This window comes from Arthrobacter sp. Leaf337, assembly GCF_001423745.1.
Taxonomy (GTDB): Bacteria; Actinomycetota; Actinomycetes; order Actinomycetales; family Micrococcaceae; genus Arthrobacter.
This window is the reverse complement of the sequence record NZ_LMPC01000027.1, coordinates 259,205-276,530: the sequence shown is the minus strand read 5'-3', so window position 1 is coordinate 276,530 and position 17,326 is coordinate 259,205. Positions and strand designations below refer to the sequence as shown.

Annotated in this window: 18 protein-coding genes; 11 read left to right on the top strand and 7 right to left on the bottom strand. The window is 67.6% G+C overall.

What is annotated here, in order from left to right:
- Positions 1-391: 391 nt before the first annotated feature.
- The 3 genes from ASF98_RS18575 to ASF98_RS18565 are packed head-to-tail and all read left to right on the top strand — an operon-like array spanning position 392 to position 3,378.
- Complete coding sequence (locus ASF98_RS18575; RefSeq protein ID WP_055804980.1) at positions 392-1,861, top strand: MFS transporter; 1,470 nt, start codon at positions 392-394, stop codon at positions 1,859-1,861.
- A gap of 9 nt (positions 1,862-1,870) precedes the next feature.
- The gene (nth, locus tag ASF98_RS18570) at positions 1,871-2,704 is read left to right on the top strand and encodes an endonuclease III (protein ID WP_055804977.1); all 834 of its coding nucleotides are present in this window, start codon (positions 1,871-1,873) and stop codon (positions 2,702-2,704) included.
- The gene (locus tag ASF98_RS18565; RefSeq protein ID WP_055804974.1) at positions 2,701-3,378 is read left to right on the top strand and encodes an NUDIX hydrolase; all 678 of its coding nucleotides are present in this window, start codon (positions 2,701-2,703) and stop codon (positions 3,376-3,378) included. The genes nth and ASF98_RS18565 overlap by 4 nt, the downstream gene beginning before the upstream one ends.
- Before the next feature lie 66 nt (positions 3,379-3,444).
- On the opposite strand, the gene ASF98_RS18560 is transcribed toward ASF98_RS18565, so the two are convergent.
- A complete protein-coding gene (locus tag ASF98_RS18560; protein WP_055804971.1) occupies positions 3,445-3,645 on the bottom strand; it encodes a YegP family protein in 201 nt (66 codons plus the stop codon).
- A gap of 161 nt (positions 3,646-3,806) precedes the next feature.
- Entirely contained in the window at positions 3,807-5,513 is a 1,707-nt protein-coding gene (locus ASF98_RS18555) for a bifunctional 3'-5' exonuclease/DNA polymerase (protein WP_055804968.1), read from the bottom strand.
- 520 nt (positions 5,514-6,033) lie between these two features.
- Between ASF98_RS18555 and ssd the strand changes: the two genes are divergently transcribed.
- From ssd to ASF98_RS18520, 7 genes are all read left to right on the top strand, one after another.
- On the top strand, positions 6,034-7,053 hold the full coding sequence (gene ssd, locus ASF98_RS18550) for a septum site-determining protein Ssd (RefSeq protein WP_055805139.1): 1,020 nt from the start codon (positions 6,034-6,036) through the stop codon (positions 7,051-7,053).
- Entirely contained in the window at positions 7,050-8,330 is a 1,281-nt protein-coding gene (locus ASF98_RS18545) for a TadA family conjugal transfer-associated ATPase (RefSeq protein ID WP_055804965.1), read from the top strand. The genes ssd and ASF98_RS18545 overlap by 4 nt, the downstream gene beginning before the upstream one ends.
- Positions 8,327-9,160 (top strand): type II secretion system F family protein, encoded by an 834-nt coding sequence (locus ASF98_RS18540; protein WP_055804962.1) that lies wholly within the window; start codon positions 8,327-8,329, stop codon positions 9,158-9,160. Before ASF98_RS18545 ends, ASF98_RS18540 begins: the two co-directional genes overlap by 4 nt.
- Positions 9,157-9,774, top strand: coding sequence for a type II secretion system F family protein (locus ASF98_RS18535; protein ID WP_055804959.1), 618 nt, complete (start codon positions 9,157-9,159; stop codon positions 9,772-9,774). The genes ASF98_RS18540 and ASF98_RS18535 overlap by 4 nt, the downstream gene beginning before the upstream one ends.
- A 165-nt stretch (positions 9,775-9,939) precedes the next feature.
- Positions 9,940-10,233: a DUF4244 domain-containing protein gene (locus tag ASF98_RS18530; protein WP_055804956.1), complete on the top strand. Its 294-nt coding sequence runs from the start codon at positions 9,940-9,942 to the stop codon at positions 10,231-10,233.
- Positions 10,230-10,712 carry a TadE family type IV pilus minor pilin gene (locus ASF98_RS18525; RefSeq protein WP_055804952.1) on the top strand — a complete coding sequence of 161 codons (483 nt, stop codon included), beginning with the start codon at positions 10,230-10,232 and terminating at the stop codon, positions 10,710-10,712. Before ASF98_RS18530 ends, ASF98_RS18525 begins: the two co-directional genes overlap by 4 nt.
- Positions 10,709-11,134: an Rv3654c family TadE-like protein gene (locus ASF98_RS18520; protein WP_442854049.1), complete on the top strand. Its 426-nt coding sequence runs from the start codon at positions 10,709-10,711 to the stop codon at positions 11,132-11,134. The genes ASF98_RS18525 and ASF98_RS18520 overlap by 4 nt, the downstream gene beginning before the upstream one ends.
- Positions 11,135-11,141: 7 nt before the next feature.
- Here ASF98_RS18520 and ASF98_RS18515 read toward each other — a convergent pair whose 3' ends face one another.
- Together ASF98_RS18515 and ASF98_RS18510 are read right to left on the bottom strand one after the other, a co-directional pair.
- Positions 11,142-13,568, bottom strand: a complete 2,427-nt coding sequence (locus ASF98_RS18515) for a DEAD/DEAH box helicase (protein WP_055804949.1) — start codon at positions 13,566-13,568, stop codon at positions 11,142-11,144.
- A 114-nt stretch (positions 13,569-13,682) separates the two neighbouring features.
- Entirely contained in the window at positions 13,683-14,375 is a 693-nt protein-coding gene (locus ASF98_RS18510; RefSeq protein WP_055804946.1) for a GNAT family N-acetyltransferase, read from the bottom strand.
- Positions 14,376-14,519: 144 nt separating this feature from the next.
- Here ASF98_RS18510 and trhO point away from each other — a divergent pair, with 144 nt between their 5' ends.
- Positions 14,520-15,413, top strand: coding sequence for an oxygen-dependent tRNA uridine(34) hydroxylase TrhO (gene trhO / locus ASF98_RS18505; protein ID WP_055804943.1), 894 nt, complete (start codon positions 14,520-14,522; stop codon positions 15,411-15,413).
- A gap of 6 nt (positions 15,414-15,419) precedes the next feature.
- Here the strand turns inward: trhO and ASF98_RS18500 are convergent, their stop codons facing one another.
- The 3 genes from ASF98_RS18500 to ASF98_RS18490 form a co-directional block, all read right to left on the bottom strand.
- A complete protein-coding gene (locus tag ASF98_RS18500) occupies positions 15,420-15,959 on the bottom strand; it encodes a hypothetical protein (RefSeq protein ID WP_055804940.1) in 540 nt (179 codons plus the stop codon).
- A 72-nt stretch (positions 15,960-16,031) separates the two neighbouring features.
- A complete protein-coding gene (locus ASF98_RS18495) occupies positions 16,032-16,604 on the bottom strand; it encodes a hypothetical protein (RefSeq protein ID WP_055804938.1) in 573 nt (190 codons plus the stop codon).
- Positions 16,604-16,834 (bottom strand): hypothetical protein, encoded by a 231-nt coding sequence (locus ASF98_RS18490; RefSeq protein ID WP_055804935.1) that lies wholly within the window; start codon positions 16,832-16,834, stop codon positions 16,604-16,606. The genes ASF98_RS18495 and ASF98_RS18490 overlap by 1 nt, the downstream gene beginning before the upstream one ends.
- Positions 16,835-17,326: the final 492 nt, after the last annotated feature.

Below are 17,326 nucleotides of genomic sequence, written 5' to 3'. Positions count from 1 at the left end.
TGTACCGCAAAGAGCTGTTCCGAAATACACACTAACGCCTGCCCCGCACCAGACGTGTGCCTCGTCACATAGCGAACCGTGAGCGGTGTTTATTAAGCGCCGAATGGTTCCCGGGCGGCAGGGGCCGTGCCCTCCCGTGCCGGAGCCGGAGCCTCCGCCGGCCTTCCCGGCCGCCCCGCGTTCACCCGGCAAACAGGCGGGTGTGCTAGGGAAATCCGCGGGTGTTTTGCCGGTCCCGCCTCCGGCCCGTCAGCTAGTGATCAGCCAACCACTTGGCTAGGCTGAGATGGAGTTGTGACATCCGATGGAGGCGACAGGACCGCTTGCGGTCCCGTTCCTGCCTGCCGTTAGGAGACGCTGTCCAGGGCGTCGCCGTGCTAAGGAGAACAGAATGAACCAGCAAAGCCATGGACAGCATAAGGCGGTCCATACGCATCCCGGTCAGGCGAACGGCCAAGCGACCGGCCCGGCGAATTCCGGTAAGCCGGCAGGCTCCGGCGAGCCAAAGTCTGCGGGAAGCAGGCTGACGGCCAAGAAGAACGAAACGGTGCTCGGCCCGTTCACCGTGCGGGACCTCACCGTCTTCACCTCAACGCTGATTCTGTTCGTCGCGTCGCTGATCCCGATGTTCGATTCCCGCTACAACCTGTGGAACCTTGGCAGCCTGTTCTTCCTGGGCCTGGGCATCATCCTGCCGCTGATCGTGACGGCCCTCTTCGTGGCGCGCCGGCTTAGCCCGGAGTCCAAGGTGCGGGTGGGATCGCTGTCAATTGACCAGTTCGCGTCCGTGGTGGCGTCGTTCTCCGCAGGGTTCTTCTTCCTGTCCGCCGCCGAAGCCTTCATTCCGGTGATGCTGGTGGGCCTGATCGGATCCGTCGGACTGTTTGCCGCCACGGTGCTGGCACGCTTCATTCCCGTCCTTGCCGGTGACTTCCTGGACCGCGCGGAAGTTCCCGCACACGTTGTGGCCCGAGAGTCCGCCGCGCCGTTCCGCAAGCCCAGCGCCCCGAAGGAGCCCAAGGCCGCCAAGGAGCCGGGTTCCAGCACGCTGGCTGGCTGGTCGAAGCGACTGACCGCGGGTGCCGCGGGTGCCGCGGGTGCAGCAGGCGCCGCAGCAGCAGGAAGCGCAACGGCCACCGGTGCGCCGAAGGCCGACCGCCCGTACGCCGGAGCTGGCTCCGGTGAAGCCCCGCACGCAGCAACCTCATACGGAGAGACGCAGCATGCAGCAACGCAGCGGGGTAAGACGCAGGGCGCCGCGCCGCAGGCAGACTCAGTGCCGGCTGCGGCCGCCACTGCCATGTCTGGCAACGCAGCCGGCAACAACGCTGCTGCCGCTACTGCGGCAGCAGCAGTAGGTGCCGCGGCCGCCAGCCGCGGTACAGACGCTTCGCCCGCAACGCAGGCTGCCGACGTCGTTCCTTCCGCTGCAGAGCGGACGCAGGCTGCCGCAGTTCCCGCGGCCGTGGGCCGGGAGTCAGCCACCGGTCCCGCCACGGGTGCTTCGCCCGCAACGTCGGCGCCCGCTGCCTCGGAGCATGCAGCGGCGGCTCCGGCAGCTTCGGCGCCCGCTGCGACGATGCTGAACCCGCAGGTGAAGTCGCAGGAGCCCATCGGCGCCACCGTAGACCCCTACAGCCGTCCGGAAGAACACGGCGAACAGCCGGTCCACGAGGCGTTCTGGTTCGCCGTCGCCCAGCCCCGGACTGCAGTCGACGAGCGGACGGGCATGCCTGCGTTCGTGATCGAACCCGGCGGGTGGGTTCTGGCCCTGGAAGACCGCGGGCACGAATTCCTGGTGCAGCATACCGACGGCCGCGTCGGCGTGCTGCGGGACCTCAGCAACATCGAGCGCGGCTAGCCGGTCCTGATGGCCACCGTTTCCGGGACTCCGAATCCGGGCAGCATCACCCCCAGGGCGGCGGGCGAATCCCTGCTGGCGCTCAAGCGGCGCGCCCGCAGGATCAACCGGGCGCTCGCGGAGCTCTACCCTTACGCGCACGCCGAGCTGGATTTCCGCAGCCCCTTCGAGCTGCTGGTGGCCACGGTCCTGTCGGCCCAGACAACCGACGTCGTGGTCAACCAGATCACGCCGCTCTTGTTCGCCCGCTATCCGGACGCCCGGAGCATGGCAGAGGCGGACCCCGCCGAGCTTGAGGTGATCCTCAAGCCCACGGGGTTCTTCCGCGCGAAGGCGCGGAACGTTATGGCGCTCTGCAACCGGCTGGTGGACGAGTACGACGGCGAGGTGCCGCCCCGGCTGCAGGACCTGGTGACGCTGCCCGGAGTTGGCCGGAAAACCGCCAACGTGGTGCTGGGCAACGCTTTCGGCATTCCCGGAATCACCGTGGACACGCACTTTGGCCGGCTGGCCCGCCGGTTCGGCTGGACCGACTCGGATGATCCCGTGCGCGTCGAAGCCGACGTGGCCGAGCTGTTCGAACCGAGGGACTGGACCATGCTGTCGCACCGGGTGGTCTTTCATGGGCGGCGCGTCTGCCATGCGCGCAAACCCGCCTGCGGTGCGTGCGCGGTGGCCACGTGGTGCCCCAGCTACGGAGCAGGGGAGACGGATCCGGTGAAAGCAGCCAAGCTGCTCAAATACGAGCTGGCCCCGGGGCAGGAAGCCCTTCTGGCCCAGCTCCTGGCGGAGACCCATCGGGCTGCCGAAATCCGGATGGAATCACAAAAGCGGGGGAAATGACTGCCCGCCAGGACCTCGTCGGCCTCATTGACGCCATCACCGCCGGGAACGGCCCGGAGCGCAATCCCTACTGGCGGAACCTGACCGTGGACGATTCCGTTGCCCGCAAGGCCGCCGTGCTGATGCTCTTCGGCGCCCTGGACAACGTGCCCGCCGTTTCCTCGAAACACCTGGCCCCGGCCGACCTCGATGTCCTGCTGCTGGAACGTGCCCACACCCTGGACGACCACCCCGGCCAGGTGGCGTTTCCGGGCGGCGGAATCGACCCGGGCGAAACACCCATTGAAGCTGCCCTCCGTGAAGCGGAGGAGGAGACCGGCCTCGATTCGGCCGGTGTGGAGGTTCTCGGCGCCATGCCGCAGCTGGCCTTGCCGCGCGGGAATTTCCTGGTGACGCCGGTGCTCGCCTGGTGGCACTCGCCGTCTCCGGTCCGGGTGGTGGACTACGGTGAATCGGCCCAGGTGTTCCGGATCCCGGTCCGCGACCTGCTGGACCCGGACAACAGGGTGATGGCAACCGTCAGCCGGGGCGGCCAGTCGTTCCTGAGCCCCGCCTTTGCAGTGAACAACGTAGTGGTCTGGGGTTTCACCGGGATGATCCTGAACGAACTGTTTGACCAGTTGGGCTGGGCCGTTCCGTGGGACCGGACCCGGCTGCACCAGATCGATATTTGACTTCCCGGACGGGTCTGCGGGCCGGACCGGCGTCCGCCTCAGGGCACCCGCCCCGTCGGCCCGGGGCTAGCCGGTGGCCAGTTCCCGCCGGGCACGGTTGACCACGAGTCCTGTGGCTGCGTTCTCGCGGACGGCATCGATGCCAGCGACCACGCCTTTGAGTGTCTTGAACCGCGGCGAAACCGCCACTACCGTGCCGTCGTCGGCCTTGAGCCGGAAGTAGAAAGCTTCTTCTTCAGCGTTGATGATTTCGAATGTGCCAGCCATTGTGTGGTGCCTCCCCAAATTTCCATGCGTCATTGCATCGGCCGGTTCTTTTTCGGTGCTGCACTGCCACTGCTGCGAACCGGCTAATTGAGCTTAACCGGGAGGTGAGACAGTTCACAAAGCTACCCGCGGGTACGTTACAGGCCGCGTCTTTCGGAGAGCTATTTGGCTTTGTCGTAGGAGTCCACAACGGCCACGCTCACCGGAAATTCCACCGGAATCCGGCCGAACAGCAGTTCCTTGGCCGCCGCGGCTGCCTCCTCGATGGCGCCAATGCAGGCATCCACTGAATCGTCAGGGCAGTGGACCATCACTTCGTCATGGAGGAAGAACACCAGTTCGCCGGCGGTGCCGCCGGCCGACCGCATTGCGCGGAGCCGCCGTCGTAATTCCGCCAGCCAGCAGGCTGCCCAGTCTGCGGCAGAGCCCTGGACCACGAAGTTGCGGGTGAACCGGCCGCGCGAGCGGGCAACTGCATCTGCGCGGCGCTGTTCCTCCGCCGTAGTGGACTGCTGGCTCTGCAGCCAGCGGTCCGACGGCGGCGGGCTGCTGCGGCCCAGCCTCGAGGTGACGGTTCCGCCCGCTTCGCCATCCCGGGCGGCCTGTTCGACGAAGCCGACGGCGCGCGGATAGGTGCGCGTCAGCTGCGGCATGAGCCGCCCGGATTCGCCCGTTGTGGCACCGTAGATGGCACCGAGCAGGGCCACCTTCGCCTTGGCGCGGTCACCGCCGAAACCCTGCGCAGCGATACCGGCATAGAGGTCCTTGTCCCGGGCTGCTTCGGCCATTTTGGAGTCCTGGGCCAGGGCAACCAGAACGCGCGGCTCAAGCTGGGAGGCGTCGGCCACGATGAGTTTGTGGCCGGGATCGGCGTGCACCGCGCCGCGGATCTGGCGCGGAATCTGCAGTGCACCGCCGCCGCGGGATGCCCACCGTCCGGAGACGACACCTCCCACCACATACTCGGGCTGGAAGCGGCCGTTGTTCACCCAGGCGTCCAGCCAGGCCCAGCCGTTGGCCGCGTGCAGCCGGGACAGTTTCTTATAGGCAAGGAGCGGCTCGATGGCCGGATGGCTGGATTCCTTCAACTCCCATTGCCGTGTGGTCTTGACCTCGATACCGTTCCGGTGCAGGGCGCGCATAAGGTCCTGCGGCGAATCCGGGTTCAGGCTTGGGGAATTCAGGAGCCTGCGGAGCTCGGTGTTCAACGCCTCGAGCTTGGCGGGCCGGTGGCCCAGCGGCGGGCGAGGGCCCAGGTAGTCCGCCAGGATTTGCTCATGCAGTTCTTCCCGCCAGGGCACGCCCGTGTGCTGCATTTCCGCGGCGATCATGGCGCCGGCGGATTCCGCGGCGAGGAGCAGTTGCAGGCGCTGCCTTCGGTTCGCATCCGTGCCCGCCTGGCCCAGCGCTTCCTGCTGGGCTGCGAACTCGGTGCGCAGCTCTTCCGGCGAGTGCCTGGGCTGACGGCCGAGTCCGGAGTCTTCAAAGAGTGCCCCCTGGTGTGCCGGCTGGGGCGGCGGCTGGAGGGTGCGGGGCGGCTGCTGCGAGTCGTCGTCCTGCGTGAGCTTTTCGGCGTTGCGGGCGTAGTCCGTGTGGGCGGTGAACTCCGAATGGGCCAGGATGGCGCCACAGAGCGCGAGGTCATGGCAGCGCTCCAGCTCAACCCCTGCCGCCAGTAGCGCCGGGTACCACTCCTGCGTCCGGTGCCAGATCCAGCGCGGGCGCCGCTTTTCGAGTTGACGTACGACGCCGGCCAGCTCACCGGCGCTGATCAGGCGCGGTTCGGGACTGCCCGGGGCGGGGGAGCCGTCCGGTGTGAGCTCCTGGAGGGCTGCGCCGTCAGCGTGGGCGGACAGCAGCAGATACATAGCCTCAATTCTGCCTTGTGGAGCGGCATGGTCTGCGCCGCAGGTTCGGCGATCGCTGACGGCCTGCCTCCGAGTGCTGGTCCTGTGGGCTCACTATCCCTCCACAGGTGCTCGGTGCAGGGGGTTGTCCACATGGCTTGCCGTGGGGCTGTCCGGCGGCGCGGCCGCCCGGCACAGTGGCAGGATGAGCAGGCAGCATCTTCAGGAACCCACACCGGAGTTCACACCGGAATTCACCAGTCCCGGCCACGTGACGGCCGCCGTCCCCGGTACGCAGGAGCCAACCGGCCGGCAGGCGAGGAAGCGGCAAGCGCGGAGCCGGCAAGCGCGGAGTCAGCAAACGCGGGGGCGGCAGCAGTTGGGGCGGCAGCCTGACGGAGGCAGGCCGCCTGATCCGGCCGGCCTGGCCGGTCCGGCGGCCCGCGGTGTACCCGCGGCAGCTGCCTCGGGCAGGGGCGCGTCAGCGGGGGAGCGGGCTCCCGGCGCATGGCTTCCCGCCGAGTCCGCGGAAACGCTCCTGGTGACCGGCTTCGACTTCCTGCGCGGCGAGGTTGAGCGGATCGTAGCGGCTGCCGGCGGCCAGCTTCGCGTCGCCGCCGACGCCACCGAGGCGGCACCGTTCTGGGACACCGCGGCCGTGGTCCTCGTGGGCAGTGATATCCGCGAACTGCCGCCCCGCCGCCGCGCACCCGCTGTACTCGTCGGGCTCAGCGGCGAAGGCGACAGCCTCTGGCACCTCGCCGCGGTCCTGGGAGCCGAACGGGTGGCCGTGCTGCCGGACGCTGCCGCGTGGCTGGCAGAATACCTGAGCCGCTCGCGGTCGCCGGAAGCCGGCGGACTGGTCCTGGGGGTGACCGGGGGGTGCGGCGGAGCCGGTGCCACCACCGCTGCGATCTGGATCGCCCAGGCCGCGGCGGAGTGGGGAGCCCGGGTCCTGTTGATCGACGGCGACCCGTGGGGCGGTGGCCTGGAGCTTGCCTTGGCCGCGGAGGAAATACCGGGCCTTCGATGGACCGATCTTTCGGAAGCCAGCGGGAGCATCGATCCTGAACAGTTGTCCGACGCTCTTCCTGTGGCGGGCGGGTTCTCTTTCCTGTCCTGGCCGGGCAGCCGCGAACGCCAGCCCGGCGTGGAAGCCGCCACTGTGGGCGGCGTTCTCGACGCTGCGCGGCGGGGCTACGAACTGGTCCTGGTGGACATCGGCCGCGGAACGGAACCGTTGCGGACTTTCGCCTGGGACTGCGACCGCATTTTGGTAGTGGCGCCCGCGCAGCTGAAAGCCGCCGTTTCATCCGCCAGGCTGCTGCAGGAACTTCCGCCGGTGGACACGGCCCTGGTGATCCGGGGCAAAGCGGGGGCCGTCCTCGACGGGCCGCTGATCGCCGAATCCGTGGGGCTGCCCCTGCAGGGACTCGTCCCGGAAGTGAAGGGCACGGCCAATGCCACGGAGCTCGGCCGCTTGCTGGAGATGGGCCGGCGGCGCACCGTGCGCCGGTTCGCCGCCTCGGTTTTGGATCTGCTGGGCGGCGGGTTGCCATGACCACGCCGTCGCAGTCGCCGGGGCTGCCCCGCTTTCCCGGCCCGGCCGGAGGCTTAAGGCGGCGGCAGAGCAGCGCCCTGGACGCCGGGTTGCTCGAATCGGTGAGGGAATCAGTGATGGCCGATTCCGGCCCGGTGACCCCGTCCCGCGTGGCAGCGGCGGTTCAGGCCACGGGCAGACTCCTGGGTACGGCCGGATCGCTGGCCGCCGTCGAGCGGATCAGCGCTGAGCTCAACGGTTTGGGGCCGCTGCAGGTATTGACGAGGGACCCGGCCGTGACCGACATTTTCGTCAACGCCCCGGACTCTGTCTGGCTGGACCGCGGAAACGGGCTGGAGCAGGCGCCGGTGTCGTTTTCCTCTGAAAATGAGGTCCGTTCCCTGGCGGCCCGCCTCGTGGCTGCGGGCGGGCGGCGCCTTGACGACGGGTCCCCTTGCGTGGACGTCAGGCTGGAGGCCGGATACCGCATCCACGCGGTCCTGCCGCCCATTTCGACCGCTGGGACACTCTTGAGCGTCCGAATCCGACGCTATGAGGTGTTCACGCTGGACGAACTCCGGGACGGCGGCATGTTCGGTGTCCTGGTCCAGGACGTGCTGGAACGCATGGTTTCCCGGCGCCTGAGCTTCCTGGTCAGCGGTGCCACGGGGTCAGGTAAAACCACCCTGCTGTCCACGCTTCTGGGGCTGAGCCATCCCGGCGAACGGCTGGTCCTGATCGAAGACGCCGCCGAACTTAATCCCGTCCATCCCCACGTGGTGTCGCTTGAATCGAGGCACGGAAACCTCGAAGGCGGCGGTGCAGTGGATCTGGCCGAACTGGTCCGGCAGGCTCTCCGGATGAGGCCCGACCGCCTGGTGGTAGGGGAATGCCGCGGGGCAGAGGTTCGCGAACTGCTGACAGCCATGAACACCGGACACACCGGCGGCGGCGGAACCATCCACGCCAACACAGCGGCGGCCGTGCCTGCCCGGCTCACGGCGCTCGGCGCCCTCGCCGGGATGGACCAGGACGCCATGCGGCTGCAGGTTGCCAGTGCCCTGGACGTCGTCGTGCACGTTGAACGGTCCCGCGGCCTCCGTCACGTGGCGTGCATCGGTGTCGTTGAAGACGGCGCCCACGGACTGGAAGTCTCAGTGGCTGTTTCCGTACGCGGTGGAACCATCAGCCCGGGTCCGTCGTGGCCGGGGCTGGCCCGGAGGCTGGGCATTGACGAATCCCTGACCGGTGGCTGCGATGCGGTGCCGACGGAACCCGGGTCCGGGGCAAACGGATGATGATTCTGCTGATCACCGTGCTGGCATTGGCTGCGTGGCTGGTGGCCCGGCCTCCCGGCGGCCGATCAGGAAGAATCCGCACGGCGCTGCGTACCGGGCACCCCGCATCGCGGGGCCGGACCGGCGGCCCAAGTGCCCGTAATGGCAGGCGGAGCGGCGCCTCCCGCGATACGGCAAGGGCCCGGCTCTCCGTCTTGCCCGGAAAGCCCCGTCAACGATCCCGCTACGTGCCCCTCACTGTTGTGGTCCAACAGTTGGCTGCACTGCTCAAAGGCGGCCGAACACCGTCGCGGCTGTGGGACGAACTCTGGCTGGTCTATGCCGCGGAGGAGCGTCCCGGGGCCGGACCGGACGACGTTCAGGGACTCTCTCCTGCGTCCTTGTCGATGGTGTCCGTGGCAAGGGCGGCCGCGATGCGGGGTTCCCCCGTGGCCGAGGCCATCCGGTCGGCGTCCGCTGCGGCCTTCCCCGGTAGCGAAAGCCGCGAACGACGAATCTGGGGTGAGCTCGCCGCGTGCTTCGACATTGCCGCAGCGAGCGGATGCCCGCTGGCGGGCGTCCTGACCCGCCTGGCGGCGCAGCTTGAAGTGGAGGACGACGCAGAAGCAGCCCGCCAGACCGCCTTGGCCGGGCCGAAAGCCACCGTTACCCTCCTGACCTGGCTTCCCGTCCTGGGTCTTGGGCTGGGCGTCGCCCTGGGTGTGGATCCGCTGTCCATCCTGCTCGGCACGCCGTTAGGGATTGCTGCGCTCGCTGCCGGCGTGGTGCTGACAGTGGCTGGCCGGATCTGGTCTGCCAGGCTTGTCCGCTCGGCCATTGGAACATCATGACGGCGGCATGGCTGCCGTCCGTGGCCGTGGCATTGATGCTGGCCGCCGCCGCGGCACTGGCTTTGACCGGGCGCGCCAGCACCCACAGGAGGCTCCTCCGGCAGCGCCAGGGGCGTCCCGGCGTCGGAATTAACGGCCAGGGTGGAACCACAACCGGGGCCACTCGGCCGGCCGGCGAGGGCCTGCGCGACATAGCAATGATGCTGGAGCTGATCGGAGCAATGCTGGACGCCGGGTCGGGGATCGGGCGTGCCTTGGAGCTCGTCGCGGACTCAGCCTCACCTGAGTATCACCGGTCGCTGCGGCCCGTGGTGTCCGCGCTGGCCATTGGTGCCGACTGGGAGACAGCGTGGCGCAGTTCCGAGGTCCGGACCCCTGAGCTGCTGGTCCTGCGGCAGGCCCTGGGTTTTGCGGCCCTGACGGGGGCGCCGTCGTCGGCCATTCTCTACGCTCAGGCCGCAAGGCTGCGGCGGGAGCGCTTCAGGGCAGCGGAAAAGCGCGCGGCCGCGCTCGGCGTGCGGCTGGTGGTCCCGCTCGGCCTCTGTTCGCTGCCCGCCTTTATCTGCCTTGGCGTGGTCCCGGTGTTGCTCGCGATGCTGCCGTCGGGAAGCTGACTCCTGCAGCCGGGCCTGGGGCGTCACGACGTCCAAGTGTTCCTCCACAGCCGGGACTTTCCGGGCTTATCCACTTAGCCGGGCTTCCCCCTTATCTCCGTTCGGCCCAGCCGGGAGAGTCGAGTCAGCCGGCACATCAGCCGGAAACCAATGAGAGGAAATACCATGTCAATCACTTCCAACCACCGTCCCCAAGCTCAGCCTGAGCCCTCCGAAGCCGCTGGCCAGGCCGACGCGGAGGTGCACGAGATCTACCCCGGCGCCAGGGACGCGGCGCCCGTTACGGCCCCGGCCCGCGGCCGGCTCATGGGATCCGAGGTGGGAATGGCCACCGCGGAATACGCCATCGCCACACTGGCTGCCGTAGGTTTTGCGGGAATCCTGGTGTTCATCCTCCGAAGCGATGAAGTGCGGGGCTTCCTGTTGAACCTGATCCGGACGGCGCTGGCGTTGCCATGATGCCGGGCTTGCGCCGGCGTGCGCCAGCGATGAAGGCCTTCCGGGGTTCGGGGAAGGACCGCGGGGCGGTCACTGCCGAATTTGCGGTGGCACTGCCGGCCGTCCTCCTTCTCCTGGCACTGCTGCTTGCCGGGTCGGCGGCGGGGATTACCCAGCTTCGGCTGGAGGAGGCTGCCAGGGCAGGGGCGAGGGCCCTGGCGCGCGGGGAGGATGCGGGCGCGGTCGAGGGAATCGTGCGGCAGCTCGCCGGAGCCTCGGCGTCATCATCGGTCGTGGCGGACGGTGAATGGGTCAGTGTCACGGTGTCCGGCAGGGTCTCCGGCCCCGTCGGGTCGATTGTGCCGTGGACGTTGTCTGCCCGGGCGTTGGCACGGGGCGAAACGGCCGAGTCCGCACGCCTGCGTCCGCAGGAGGCGTGGCCCGTACGGGCGCCGACCGCACAGGGGAGGCTTCAAGATCTGGAAGCTGAGGCCTCGTGAGCGCGCCGGCAATTTCGCCGCGGGGAAACTCGGAAGCCGGGCTTCCGGACCCGCTGACTGTGGAAAATGGCCATCCGGGCCAGGCTCATGAGCGCGGATCCGGGACGGTTCTTGCCGCCGGGCTCGGGATGGTGCTGATGGTGGCGATGGCGCTGATGCTGCTCCTGGCTCAGTCAGCCGTGATGGCGTCAAGGGCTGCAGCAGCTGCGGACCTCGCAGCGCTGGCCGCCGCGGACGCACTGCGAGGGATCAGCCAGGGTGTGCCGTGCACCGTTGCGGCCGACGTCGCAGGCCTGCACGGGGCGAAAATCACCAGCTGCACGGAAGGGGGAAGCAACACAATGGAGGTGCGGACGGAGCTCCTGAACCGAAGCATGTTCGGCACGGCCACCGGGCATGCCCGGGCAGGCCCGCCGCCATAGGCCGGTCTCAGAAGCGGGCCGCGCGCTCTTCCGCCCCGGCGGTATGCGGCCGGGGAGCTCCCGGCTGCCCGGCAGGCTGCCCGGCGGGCTGCTCGGTGGCGTCCTTGAGGAGGACGTCGATCAAGGTGATCGCCGCGGCCTTGTCCAGCGGGTTGTTCTTGTTGCCGCATTTGGGCGACTGCACACAGGACGGGCAGCCGGCGTCGCACTCGCAGGCCGCTATGGCGTCACGGGTCGCGGAAAGCCATACCTTGGCCTTGTCGAAGCCGCGTTCGGCAAAGCCTGCGCCGCCGGGGTGCCCGTCATACACGAAGATGGTGGGCACTCCGGTGTCGGCGTGAATGGCAGTGGACACCCCGCCGATGTCCCAGCGGTCGCTGGAAGCGACGAGCGGGAGCAGCCCGATGGCAGCATGTTCGGCGGCGTGCAATGCGCCGGGGAACTGGGCTTCGATCAGCCCCGCCCCCGTCAGCGAACGGTTGTCCACCACAAACCACACAGCCTTGGTGAACAGGTCCCGGGCGCCCAGCTCAAGCGGTTCCTCGCCCAAAATCTCATTCGAAATCAGTGCCTTGCGCTGGAAGGAGACCACCTGTGTTGTTACCTTCACATCGCCGAAGTGCACGGCGACGTCGCCCCACTGAGCTGTCCGCTGCGTCTCCAGGACCTCGATCTGGGTGACGTCGCGGGCCGTGGTGTAGTAGTCCGGGTTGGCGCGGCGCACCATCACGCAGTGGTCTCCCTCCTTCAGGTCCTCCACGACATAGCTGTCGCCCTGATGCACGTACACGGCACCCGTGTGGGCCTGGTAATGCGTTTGCGGAGAGTCCATCGTGCCGAGCAGGGAACCTGTCTCGGCGTCGACGATGCTCACCGGACCCCCACCGTCGGCGCGCAGATTCACCATGGCCGCCGCGCTTTGCGGATGCGTCCAGAACCAGCCTGCCGGCCGCTTCCGCAGGTAACCCTGGGACACCAGCTGGTCCAGCAGTTTCTCCGACGTGGGGCCGAACAGTTCAAGTTCTGCATAACCCAGCGGCAGTTCAGCTGCGGCGGCGCACAGGTGCGGCCCCAGCACGTACGGATTGGAGGGATCGAATACCGTCGCTTCAACCGAAACATCAAAGATGGCTTCGGGGTGGTTCACCAGGTAGGTGTCCAAGGGATCGTCGCTGGCCACAAAAGCGGCGATGGCGTCCTGGCCGGCCCGCCCCGCCCGGCCAATCTGCTGGAACAGGGAAGCCCTGGTGCCGGGCCAGCCAGCGACCAGGACGGCGTCGAGCCCGGAGATGTCGATGCCGAGTTCGAGCGCCGATGTACTGGAGACACCCAGGAGTTCCCCGGACCTCAGGGCCCTCTCCAGAGCCCGCCGTTCCTCCGGGAGGTAGCCGGAACGGTAGGCGGCAACGCGCTGGGGGAGGCTGGGATCCACCTCATCCAGGAGCCGCTTGGTGATTGCCGAGATGGTCTCCGCCCCGCGCCGGGACTTGATGAACGCAATCGTCCGGATGCGGGAGGACACCAGATTGGCCAGCAGCTCGGCGGTTTCCGCCACGGCCGTCCGGCGTTCCTTCGCACCGTTCTCGCCACGCAGCTCCGTCAGGGCCGGCTCCCAGAAGGCAACCGTGGTGGAGCCGTGCGGTGAGGAATCCTCGGACACAGCCCGGACGGGTGCCCCGATGAGCCGGCCGAAGGACGTTCCCGGCTCGGATGCCGTTGCCGAGGCCGCGATGAACACCGGGCCGGGCTGGGAGGCGCCGGCGCTGTAATAGGCACAGATTCGCCTCAGTCGCCGCATCAGGTTGGCTACATGGGAACCGAAGACACCCCGGTAGCTATGGGCCTCGTCCACAATGACGTACTTGAGCCGACGGAAGAAGCTGGCCCACCAGGCATGGTTGGGCAGGATGCCGAAGTGCAGCATGTCGGGGTTGGCCAGAATTACGTTCGCGTGGTCCCGTATCCAGCGCCTCGACGCGGGGTCCGTGTCGCCGTCGTACGTTTCAGCCCTGACGGTCGGGAGCCTGAGAGAGCTGATGGCAGCGAGCTGATCGGCGGCCAGGGCCTTGGTGGGTGAGAGGTATAAGGCGACGGCGCCGTCGTCGTGGATCTTTCCAGGTTCGGCAAGTACCCGCAGCTCCGAGCGGTGGATCGCGTCCAGCGCAGGCAGCTGATAGGCAAGCGATTTGCCGGACGCTGTGCCGGTGGCGATCACCACATGCTCCCCGCCGTGGGCAAGGTTTGCCGCCTGGATCTGGTGACGGTACGGCTCGTGGATACCCAGCGTGCCGTATGCCTTGACGAGGTCGGGGTGGACCCATTCCGGCCACGGTTCGTTCACCGCCTGCCGGGCGGGAATGGTGCGGACATGACGCAGCTGTTCCGGGTCCGGGCCACGGCCCAGCAGGGGAATCAGGGAGTCATGGGGGTTCACTTCAGTATTGTTTCATCCGGGCTCAAATCGCCCGGCACGAACAGCCGGAATTACGCCCCCGGACGCAGCCGGCAGCGACGACCAGCATCAACAAGCCTGCCGGTCCAGGCAGCGTCAGCCGACGGACAGGTCGGAGCCTTCGTCCGAGGCGGACAGCATCAGCACATGGCACAAGGTGGTCCAGCCCAGGTGCGAGTACAGCTTCTGCCCGTCAAGGGAAGCCAGCAGCAGGCCATTTTCCACGTCGTGCTCAAAGGCCTGCGCCGCCAGCGCCTTCATGATGAAACTTCCCAGGCCGCGCCGCTGGTAGGCCGGTTCCGTGACGATCTTGTCGAAGACGGCGGTGTGACCCACCACAAAAACGCGTCCGCTGGCGGCAACGGCCTCACCGGCGCGCACCACGGCGTGGTGGACGTTGTCCTTCTTGGATGTGGTCAGCTTCAAGTCATCGTCGGAAAGCCAAGGATCTTCGGAGTCCTGGGTTTCCATGTCCACGATCATCATCGTCTGGGATGCAGATGTGACGTTCAGCCCGTGTTGCTGCGCCAAATAGGTGTATCGAGCGACGTCGTTGGTCAGTATGGTGAGGATCCTGGCCGGAGCTTCGGCGGTCTTGGCGGCGAGCTCGGCGAATTCGGTGTCAGAGGGATCGTGGGCGAAGTACTCCCACTCCTTGGTGGTGTCCGCGCGCAGCGCGGCCGGGAAGCGGCCTTCCGTTCGCGTCTCGTAGCCTCGGCAACCGGCCCATCCGGTCACCCAGATTTCCACGAGGCGGGTGATGTCTTCAACCATGGCGTCTGGGCTCATGTGATGAGAGTATTCCAGCCCTGCCGCGAGCAACAGGGGGTATGGGCCGGGAAGCGGGCTTGCTTACTGAATTGTGACCGGAGCCGCCGGTAGAGGCAAAGGCCCCGTTTCAGCCGCTTTCAGTCAGCAAGTACCCTTAAACACGTGGCTTTGAACCGAATTGTGCTCTTTTACGGCTTTACTCCGATCGCGGACCCCGACGCCGTGCGCCTGTGGCAGCGCGCCCTCTGCGAAAAGCTGGGCCTGACCGGCCGCATCCTCATCTCCAAGGACGGCATCAACGCCACCGTGGGCGGCGAGCTGAACGCTGTCAAACAGTACGTGAAGACAACGCGCGAATACAAGGGCTTCCACGGCATCGACGTCAAATGGTCGGACGGTGGAGCGGCCGACTTCCCCCGCCTCAGCGTCAAGGTGCGGGATGAGATCGTGTCTTTCGGTGCCCCCGGCGAACTCAAGGTGGACGCCGACGGCGTGGTGGGTGGAGGCACGCATCTCAAGCCCGAGGAACTCCACGAGCTGGTGGACGCCAAGAAGGAAAGCGGCGAGGACGTGGTGTTCTTCGACGGCCGCAACGCGTTTGAAGCCCAGATCGGCAAGTTCAAGGACGCGATAGTTCCGGATGTGGCCACCACGCACGACTTCATCAAGGAACTCGAGTCCGGTAAGTACGATTCCCTCAAGGACAAACCGGTGGTCACCTACTGCACCGGCGGAATCCGCTGCGAGGTGCTCTCCAGCCTCATGGTGAACCGAGGCTTCAAGGAGGTCTACCAGCTCGACGGCGGAATTGTCCGCTACGGCGAAACCTTCAAGGACCAGGGCCTCTGGGAAGGGTCGCTCTACGTCTTCGACAAGCGCATGCACCTCGAATTCAGCGAGGACGCCAAAACGATCGGCGAGTGCGTTCGCTGTTCGGGCCCCACCAGCAAATTCGAGAACTGCTCCAACCCGAGCTGCCGCACCCTCACGCTGTACTGCGCGGAGTGCGCCTCCAGCCCGGAGACCCTCCGCTGCCCGGAAGGCTGCGCTGCCTAGTCCGGTTCAGAGCCGGCTGATCCGGTAGGCGAAGTTCGCTGCCGACTGTGCTGCCACTTCCACACTGAGCACGGCGTCATTCGCCACATGGATCACGTTCACCCTTGACGTTCCGCACCGCAGGCTTAGGTCCACGAGCGCGAGCTCCCCGTTGCGTACCGTGAACGACACCCGGCGGGGGCTCTTGCAGGCCAGCGTCAGCGAGTACGTCCCGCTTGGCAGGTGCCCGGTGCTTTCCTGGCGCGTGGTGCCCGCTTTGAGCAGCCCGAAGCCCGTATGGAAAACCTGCCCGGCCGTCTCCGGGAGGACCTGTTCCACCCATTGATCAAGTTCCGCGCCGGTCACCGGCAGGTTCCGGCGGGGGTCCTGCGGGAGTGCCGGATCCGTAAACGGCGGCGCCGTTGCGGTCGGCAGCGGCCCGCGGCCGTCGTCGTACACGTACTCGCAGCCGCCCAGCGCCGCTCCTGCGGCCAGAACACCGGAAAGCACGACGGCGGCTGCCGCGGCCGTCCGCCGTGGCACCAGGGGTGCCCGCACGGTGTGCATACTCTGACTCTAGGCCCGCAGACAGGCCCGAACCAGAGGCGGCCGGACGCGGCCAACCGAGCCACGCGAACGTCAGAGCACGGGGTCGCCAGGCACGGGGTCGAAGATGCGTACAACGCCCACTGCGGCTTTGTGGAGGCCGGCTTCGTCCGGACTCACGAGGTGGACGGTGACCGGCCCGGTTCCCAGCTCCACCCGCCATTTGACCAGCGTTCCGCACAGCACATCGTTGCCTTGGGAGCTGCTGACTGCTCCGCGTGAGGTGACCATCAGCTTCGCCTTGTCCGCGCCTACGCAGATGGCCGTGAGCGTATATGTCCCCGCCTGTGTCAGGACGACGCTGAATGTGAGTCCGCCGCCCGCGCTGCTGTGCCCGCCGATACTCCCTGCGCCGCCGCTCGCCCCCGCGGGCAGGTCCGCCAGCTTCAGTTCGACGGCGGCCATGTTTCGTTCCAGCTCAGCCTCGAGTGCGGGATCCATGCTAGCGAGCGGAACCGGCCGCCCGGCAACCGTGGTTGCCGGGCGGCCGGTCGGTCGGGACTGATTTGGCCCGACATCGTCCGCGTATTCACACCCGGCCACGGCGACCGCAATCAGGGCCGCTGCCGCCAGCAAGGCCGCCCGGCGTCGGGCCAGGGTCCCCATCACTGCCCGCCTCCGGCGGCGGGCACCAGGCTGTAGGCAGACTGGACGGGATAGTTGTTCGAGTCCATCATCACCATTACGCCGTCGGGTCCTACTGGCAAATCGGCCGAAAACGGCCTGCCGCAGGGAACGTCGCCTCGGAACAGATCCGTACCCTTGGGCCGGAGAACGGTGATGTCCACCATGACGGGCCCGTCGCAGACGAACGTGAAGGTAAGCTTGCCCGCCACTGCGGGCGCGCCGGAATGATGCCACTGGCCTTCCCATGGATAACCCCGGAATTCGGCCGAGCTCTCCGGCAGCCCAGGCTGTTGTTACGGCGGCAGAGGGGCCACGAGGCGCTTTGTCGGGATCCAGCCTGACGCCTGTGACGAAGTACGGCGCATCGGCCGGCGGCACAACTTCGGCGCTGATCCTGCCACCCTTGTGGTCCAAGTACGTCACCTTGCCCATTCCGCAGCGGAAAGAGGTGCGTTCCGGGTCGGCGCTCCCCAGTCGCACCACCAGTTCCGCGCCCGGTGCGGCAACGCATGCAGCTGTAAGGAAGTACTCCCCGGCAGGAATGTCAGCGGTCCACGAGGCCGTGCCGCCTGACATGTAGGGAAGCCCGCTCCCGTCAGGGCTGCCCAGCAGCTCGGCCAGCGCGTCGATATTGTCCTGCGGGCTACGTCGGGCGGCCCGGGAATCCGAGAGGTCCCGGCCAGCATCCGTTGGCAGCTGGG